Source organism: [Flexibacter] sp. ATCC 35208, assembly GCF_001975825.1.
Classification (GTDB): Bacteria; Bacteroidota; Bacteroidia; order Chitinophagales; family Chitinophagaceae; genus Chitinophaga.
Genome location: NZ_MTKN01000022.1, coordinates 53,661 through 60,047 on the forward strand (window position 1 = coordinate 53,661; position 6,387 = coordinate 60,047).

Genomic DNA, 6,387 nt, shown 5'->3' on the forward strand with positions numbered 1-6,387 from the left:
TAATACATGAAATTATCTATCGTAGGCGCATCTGGCTTCATTGGCAGCGCATTATTGGCCGAAGCACTGGAAAGAGGACATGAAGTAACCGCTATCGTACGTAATACTGAAAAGATCACCATTTCCAATCCTAAGCTGACCGTAAAGCAGGGTGACGTAGCAGATGCAGACCAACTCGCTGAATTGATCAAAGGTTCCGAAGCTGTCATCAGCTCTTTCAATGCACATGATACCCCCACTTACCTGAAACTGATTCAGGGTCTGGCAAATGGCGTAAGAAAAGCTGGTATCAAACGTGTACTGGTGGTAAGTGGTGCAGGTAGCCTGGAAATTGCTCCTGGTAAGCAACTGCTGGATACCCCTGAATTCCCCGCTGAGTGGAAAGGTGGTGCCACTGCTACCCGCGAAGGCTTCTACTGGCTGAGAGAACAGAACGACCTGGATTGGACCGTGATGAGCCCTGCGGCTAACATCTTCCCAGGTGAGCGTACAGGTAAATTCCGCCTGGGCAAGGATACCCTGGTAACTGATGCAGAAGGCAACAGCAAGATTTCAAATAAGGATTATGCAGTAGCACTGATCGACGAAGTGGAGAAAAACCAGCATGTAAAAGCAAGGTTCACCGCTGCTTACTAAGCTAATTAATAAAAGGAGGGGGTATCATGCTTTGAGTTCTTTTCTTTGAAAAAGAAAACATGATTTCGATACTCCCTCTTTTGAAATGCATCTAGGCATTCCGCAGCTTTACCGGGCTCACCCCGAATTTCTTCCTGAAAGCAGTACTGAAATGCTGTACTGATGAAAAACCCAGCTGCTCTGCTATCTGGGTCACTGACTGCACAGCCGATTGTAATAACTGCCGCGCATATTCCATTTTATGATCATTCAGGTAGCCAAACACGGTATTATCAAATACCTGTTTGAACCCATTCTTCAGTTTAAACTCATTTAACCCCGCTGCTCTTGATAACTCCGTCAGCGAAGGGGGAGACTGCATTTGGTTCAATAAATAATCTCTGGCAAAGAAGATCTTCTCCTTATCCGATGCAGATAATGCAAACCGCTCTTTCTGTAAGGATTCTGCCTGCTCCTGCTGCTCACATTGCAGGGCCAGCAACTCTATCACCTTAGATTGCAGGTATAATTTTTTATGCCCTCCCAGAAACTGGCAGTTCCTGATCTCGTCCAGGATCATCAGCATGCGGGCCGTAATAGGGTGATTACTCTTTTTATTTAGTATGATAGGCCTGTTGCCAGCCACATTGTTCCCCAGCATATCCAGTATCCGGCCATTATTTTCCGCCAGCTGCAGGAACCGTTCTTTGCTGAAATTCATCCCAACTGCAGCCAGGTTCTCCTGTTTGAGGATATGGGCATTTTCCACACCCCCGGGATTATAATATAGGTTGTGCTCAAGCGAACCAAACAGGCGCTGCCGCTCATGCCCTACATTAGTATTAAAATGTCCGCGTACCATAAACAACAGGGATACTGCCGGTATGGCTTCTGTCGCATTCACATGCAGGTTCTCATATACAGAGGCATCGCCGGTGAAAATATGATACCCGTCAAAAAAGGTTTCCCGTAATACCGCTTCCCCGAAATGGTACTTGATTTCCTGCTGCTCTTCTACCAACTGGGTAGACACCAGCTTTTCATGCAGGTCATCCCCGATCTCTTCTTCGAGCAATAACTCATTTATATCATTCCTGATCTGGACAGCCATAATAATCCGTTAAATATAAAATTTAATCCTTTTCGTGTAACAGTTAACCAGACGATGTGCTTCACCTTTGCACAAAGCTAAATATTATAATTAAATGATCGGGATATTCAAAACAAATATCAATACAGACCTGGATAAGTTAAAAGTAATTACCGCTATCCATAAAGAATTCCCAATCCAGGCCTGCACTGTAGATATTGAAGATTGCGATAAAGTATTAAGAGTTGTAGGCCAGGGTTGCCCAGTGAATGAAGGGGAAGTTATTTTTCTTTTACAACGCATGGGTTATCAATGCGATATACTAGAATAAAGATTAATTTTAAAAAATTCTACGGTAACCTATAGGGGTAACCCCATTATCCTACGTCATATATGCGTGTTTAGATCACACTAGCGCACCTTACAACATATTGTAAATTTATAACTATCAAATCCTTTTATGAAGACAAGGCTACTAAAGCTCCTGTCCATTGGCATCCTTTTGCTTTGGGCGCTACAGACAAATGCGCAGCAACGGTTTACATTAAGTGGATACGTAAAAGACCAGCAAAACGGGGAAAGCCTGATCGGCATTTCCGTTTCCAAAGCAGGAACAGGCATCGGTACTGTAACCAATGAATATGGTTTTTATTCTCTCACACTGCCTGCCGGCGACCATGACATTCAGTTTTCTTATGTAGGGTACACACCTATTAAGACACATATTTCCCTGAAAGGAAACCAAACACTGGATATCAAATTAGATAAATCCAGCAGTACACTGAACACAGTCACCGTAATCGGTGATAAAACAGAGAAAGCAGTTAATACGCTGAATTCCAGCATCAACCGTCTGGATATTGCCCAGATGAAAAAGATGCCCACCTTCATGGGTGAAGTAGACGTGCTGCGTTCTATCCAGACCCTGCCCGGCGTACAAACCGTGGGCGAAGGCGCCAGCGGCTTCAACGTACGTGGCGGTGCCGCAGATGAGAACCTGATCCTGCTGGATGAAGCACCTGTTTACAACTCTACCCACATGCTCGGATTTTTCTCTGTATTCAACCCGGATGCAGTTAAAAGCGTGAATCTCATTAAAGGTGGTTTTCCAGCTGAATACGGCGGCCGTACATCCTCTGTGCTTGATATACGCATGAAGGATGGAAACAACCAGAATCTGGCTGTAAATGGCGGTATCAGCAATGTATTCAGCCGTCTCTCCATTGAGGCGCCGATCGTGAAGGACGAATCCTCCTTTATCATCGCTGCCCGGCGTTCCTATATCGACATCCTCATGAAGCCTTTCCTGAGCGGAGATATGAAAGACACCAAACTGAATTTCTACGATATCACCGCCAAGGCGAACTTCAAACTGAACAAGACCAATACCCTCTTTGTAAGCGGTTACCTGGGAAGAGACGTATTCGGTTTCGGATCAGATGTGAATATGAACTGGGGCAATAAAACCGCTACCATAAGATGGAACCATGTGTTCAACAGTAAACTGTTCATGAACCTGACTACTTTTTATAGTAACTATGACTACAGCCTTGAATTCAGCAACGGTAGTACCAAAAATGCCGGTGATAATTACCAGGCTTATGACTGGACTTCCAACATCATCAACTACGGTGTGAAACCTGGCTTTACTTACTATGTGAATGCAAAAAACAGCGTACACTTCGGGGTACAGGGCCTCTATTACATTTTCAAACCGGGTAAAGGTGTGAGCCAGGACGGCGAGAATACAACCGTGAAAAACCTGACTCTCCAACATGGTCTCGAAGCAGCTGCTTACATCGATCATGAATGGAAACCTAGCAAGAAATTTGGTGTGCAATATGGTCTTCGTTTCTCTGAATACCAATACCTCGGTAACAGTACTGCTTATTACTACAATGACACCACACCCGGCGTACGTAAAACACTCATAGGCAGCAAAACTTATGGTACCAATGAGCTGATTAAAGCTTATCACTACCTGGAGCCAAGAATCAACGTTCGCTATGGTATCAACGACAACAATGCCGTGAAAGCATCTTATGCCCGTACTACACAGTACATGCACCAGTTGTCCAACACCGCCTCTCCTACACCACTCGATATCTGGACACCAAGTACCAACAATGTACAACCACAGGTGGCTGATCAGTACACCGTAGGTTATGCATACGATGCGACTAATGGCAAGTATGAAATTTCTGCTGAAGTGTTTTATAAAAACATGAACCACCAGCTGGATTACATTGATAATGCAAACCTGCAGCTGAACCAGTACATTGAAGCAGACCTGCTGCCAAGCAAAAGCCGCTCTTATGGCCTGGAACTGATGGCAAAGAAAGAAATCGGTACCACCACAGGTTGGATCAGCTATACACTGTCAAAATCTGAACGTAAAACTGAGGGCATCAACCAGAATGAATGGTTCCTGAACCGCTATGATCGCACACACAACATTACCATCGTAGCAACGCATGAATTCTCAAAACGTACTTCTTTCTCTGCTAACTGGACGTATGCAACAGGTACACCTACTACGTATGCAGACAGCCGCCTGGAATACCAGGGTTGGGATATTCCATACAACAGCACTGACAAACGTAACACTTACCGCCTGCCAGACTACCATCGCCTGGATGTATCCCTCACACTGAAAGGCAAACAGCTGAAACGCTGGAAAGGCGAATGGGTGTTCTCGCTGTACAATGTGTATTCACGCCGCAATGCTTATTCCATCTACTTCCAGCAGAATGAAGACGACAAGAACAAAAGAGAAGCAGTACGCCTGTCTATCATCGGTTCTGTCATCCCAGGTATTACTTACAACTTTAAATTTTAACCGTCATGAAGAAGAAATTTTTCCGACTCAGCATATTAGCCGCTTTCGTAACAGGATTTAGCGCCTGTACGGATGTGATAGACCTGGATGTTCCAGCTGGTACTTCTTATCCTGTACTGGATGCATGGATTACCAACGAACCAGGTACACAATATATCAGATTTACAAAATCAGTATCTTATACAGAGTCAGGTGATGCTCCTATTATCAGCGATGCAACCATCACACTGTATGACGAAACAACAGGCGATACTTATCCTTTCGTGTTTGCAGATTCATTGTACAAATGTGATCCGGCTAACGGTCAGATTGGTCAGGTGAACCATACTTACCGCCTCCGTGTGGAATACGATTCTAATGTATACGAAGCGACTGATACCATTAAGCCCGTGGCTGCTATCACAAACATTGACTACAAGTACAAGAAAAAAGGTGATGACGGTGCAACCAAGGATGGTTACTATGTACGATTCTATGCAACTGATATGGCAGGGCAGACAGATTACACCTGGATCAGGTCTTACAGAAATAATTTAAATGATGACAATATCCTGGAAGATAACTACGTGATCGATGGTGGCTTCTCCGAAGGTTTGTCTGACGGACAGGAGTTCCCACAGTTCGTAGGTGAAAGCGTAAATGATCGTGATCATCCTTATCTGCAGGGAGATCTCGCTATCGTAAAACTCCGCTCACTGAGTTATCCAAGCTATTTCTGGGTAACCTCTGTTCAGACCCAGATGGAGTCTGGTGGATTATTTGCTACTGTACTGGCCAATGTAGGCACGAACTATAAGAACGTCACAGATGGTGGCGGAAAAGGGAAGATACTGGGATGGTTTGGCACCTCCGCAGTAAGTGATTCTTCCATTACCACGAATTGATTTTCTTCTTCATAAGGGAGTGGGGCGGTTTTCAACACAACTGACCGCCCACTCCCCTCTTCTCTCTCACTTTTCTTTAAACTACATTTTATGAAAAAAGCGCTGTTGGCGCTGCTCGTACTGTTATCAGTACAGCAGGCCTGGGCTCAGACTGCCCAGACGGAAACGTTATTCTCTAAAAAGTCTACTAACACAAAAATTGGTGCATATGGAGTGCCTGCGGCCAATTTAACATCGATCGGTGGTAATTTCGCTGTAATGACCGGTGGTTATGGCGGAGTGCTGATCAATAAGAAATGGATGTTTGGTGCGGGTGCCTATTCGCTGGCGAACAATATCACTTCTACCTATGCACCAAGTGCCACCACGGGATATAAACAATACCTGAATTTCTGGTATACCGGACTTGCTGTAGAATATACACACAACACTGATAAGTTAATCCATTGGACAGCAGGTGCACTCGTAGGCGGCGGAGCCGTATCAAGAAGAAACAAAGCCACTTTTGACCTGAACGACGACGATACACATTATCATTCTTACGACAGGAGCGGATTGTTTGTGGCAGAACCATTTGCCAATATAGAGCTGAATGTAACCAGCTATCTGAGGTTAGACCTGGGTGCAACTTACCGCTTTGTACAGGGGTCTAATACCCCTAATATTTCTAACGGAGATCTGAGCATGGCTTCTTTCCATTTTGGAATCAAGGCAGGTAAGTTCTAATTAAAGCCAATAAGTTCTAAAAAATACTTGTGCCAGGCATTGCTATCTGTTCTGTCTTGCTGTAATGGGTGGCCGAAGGATGGCATGCCTGTTTTTTACCAGATTACCCATTTTTTCAAATAAGCCACGGGTATGGCCCCTTTCTTCTGGAAGGGGCCTTTTTTCTGAAAATGGTTTTCATCACCCCTTGCTGAATTCCCCTCTTTCCTTTGAAAATGGTTTTCATCCCCCCT

At 44.6% G+C, this 6,387-nt stretch carries 6 protein-coding genes; 5 read left to right on the forward strand and 1 reads right to left on the reverse strand.

Annotated features, from left to right (window positions below; translation table 11 throughout):
- Positions 1–6: 6 nt before the first annotated feature.
- Positions 7–636, forward strand: a complete 630-nt coding sequence (locus BW716_RS15670) for an NAD(P)-dependent oxidoreductase (RefSeq protein WP_083723642.1) — start codon at positions 7–9, stop codon at positions 634–636.
- Between the two features lie 91 nt (positions 637–727).
- On the opposite strand, the gene BW716_RS15675 is transcribed toward BW716_RS15670, so the two are convergent.
- Positions 728–1,726, reverse strand: a complete 999-nt coding sequence (locus BW716_RS15675) for a helix-turn-helix transcriptional regulator (RefSeq protein ID WP_083723644.1) — start codon at positions 1,724–1,726, stop codon at positions 728–730.
- Positions 1,727–1,820: 94 nt separating this feature from the next.
- On the opposite strand from BW716_RS15675, the gene BW716_RS15680 reads away from it, so the two are divergent.
- The 4 genes from BW716_RS15680 to BW716_RS15695 all read left to right on the forward strand — a co-directional run bounded on the left by BW716_RS15680 (position 1,821) and on the right by BW716_RS15695 (position 6,154).
- Positions 1,821–2,036 carry a hypothetical protein gene (locus tag BW716_RS15680; protein ID WP_083723646.1) on the forward strand — a complete coding sequence of 72 codons (216 nt, stop codon included), beginning with the start codon at positions 1,821–1,823 and terminating at the stop codon, positions 2,034–2,036.
- 129 nt (positions 2,037–2,165) lie between these two features.
- Positions 2,166–4,544: a TonB-dependent receptor gene (locus tag BW716_RS15685; RefSeq protein WP_083723648.1), complete on the forward strand. Its 2,379-nt coding sequence runs from the start codon at positions 2,166–2,168 to the stop codon at positions 4,542–4,544.
- 5 nt (positions 4,545–4,549) lie between these two features.
- Entirely contained in the window at positions 4,550–5,428 is an 879-nt protein-coding gene (locus BW716_RS15690; RefSeq protein WP_083723650.1) for a DUF4249 domain-containing protein, read from the forward strand.
- 90 nt (positions 5,429–5,518) lie between these two features.
- Positions 5,519–6,154, forward strand: a complete 636-nt coding sequence (locus BW716_RS15695) for a hypothetical protein (RefSeq protein ID WP_083723652.1) — start codon at positions 5,519–5,521, stop codon at positions 6,152–6,154.
- The last annotated feature ends 233 nt before the right edge of the window (positions 6,155–6,387 follow it).

What these genes read in the sequence shown, in the direction of transcription:
- BW716_RS15690 (WP_083723650.1), top strand. Translation starts at nt 4,550, where the DNA reads ATGAAGAAGAAATTTTTCCGACTCAGCATATTAGCCGCTTTCGTAACA.
- BW716_RS15675 (WP_083723644.1), bottom strand. Translation starts at nt 1,726, where the DNA reads ATGGCTGTCCAGATCAGGAATGATATAAATGAGTTATTGCTCGAAGAA.
- BW716_RS15680 (WP_083723646.1), top strand. Translation starts at nt 1,821, where the DNA reads ATGATCGGGATATTCAAAACAAATATCAATACAGACCTGGATAAGTTA.
- BW716_RS15685 (WP_083723648.1), top strand. Translation starts at nt 2,166, where the DNA reads ATGAAGACAAGGCTACTAAAGCTCCTGTCCATTGGCATCCTTTTGCTT.
- BW716_RS15695 (WP_083723652.1), top strand. Translation starts at nt 5,519, where the DNA reads ATGAAAAAAGCGCTGTTGGCGCTGCTCGTACTGTTATCAGTACAGCAG.
- BW716_RS15670 (WP_083723642.1), top strand. Translation starts at nt 7, where the DNA reads ATGAAATTATCTATCGTAGGCGCATCTGGCTTCATTGGCAGCGCATTA.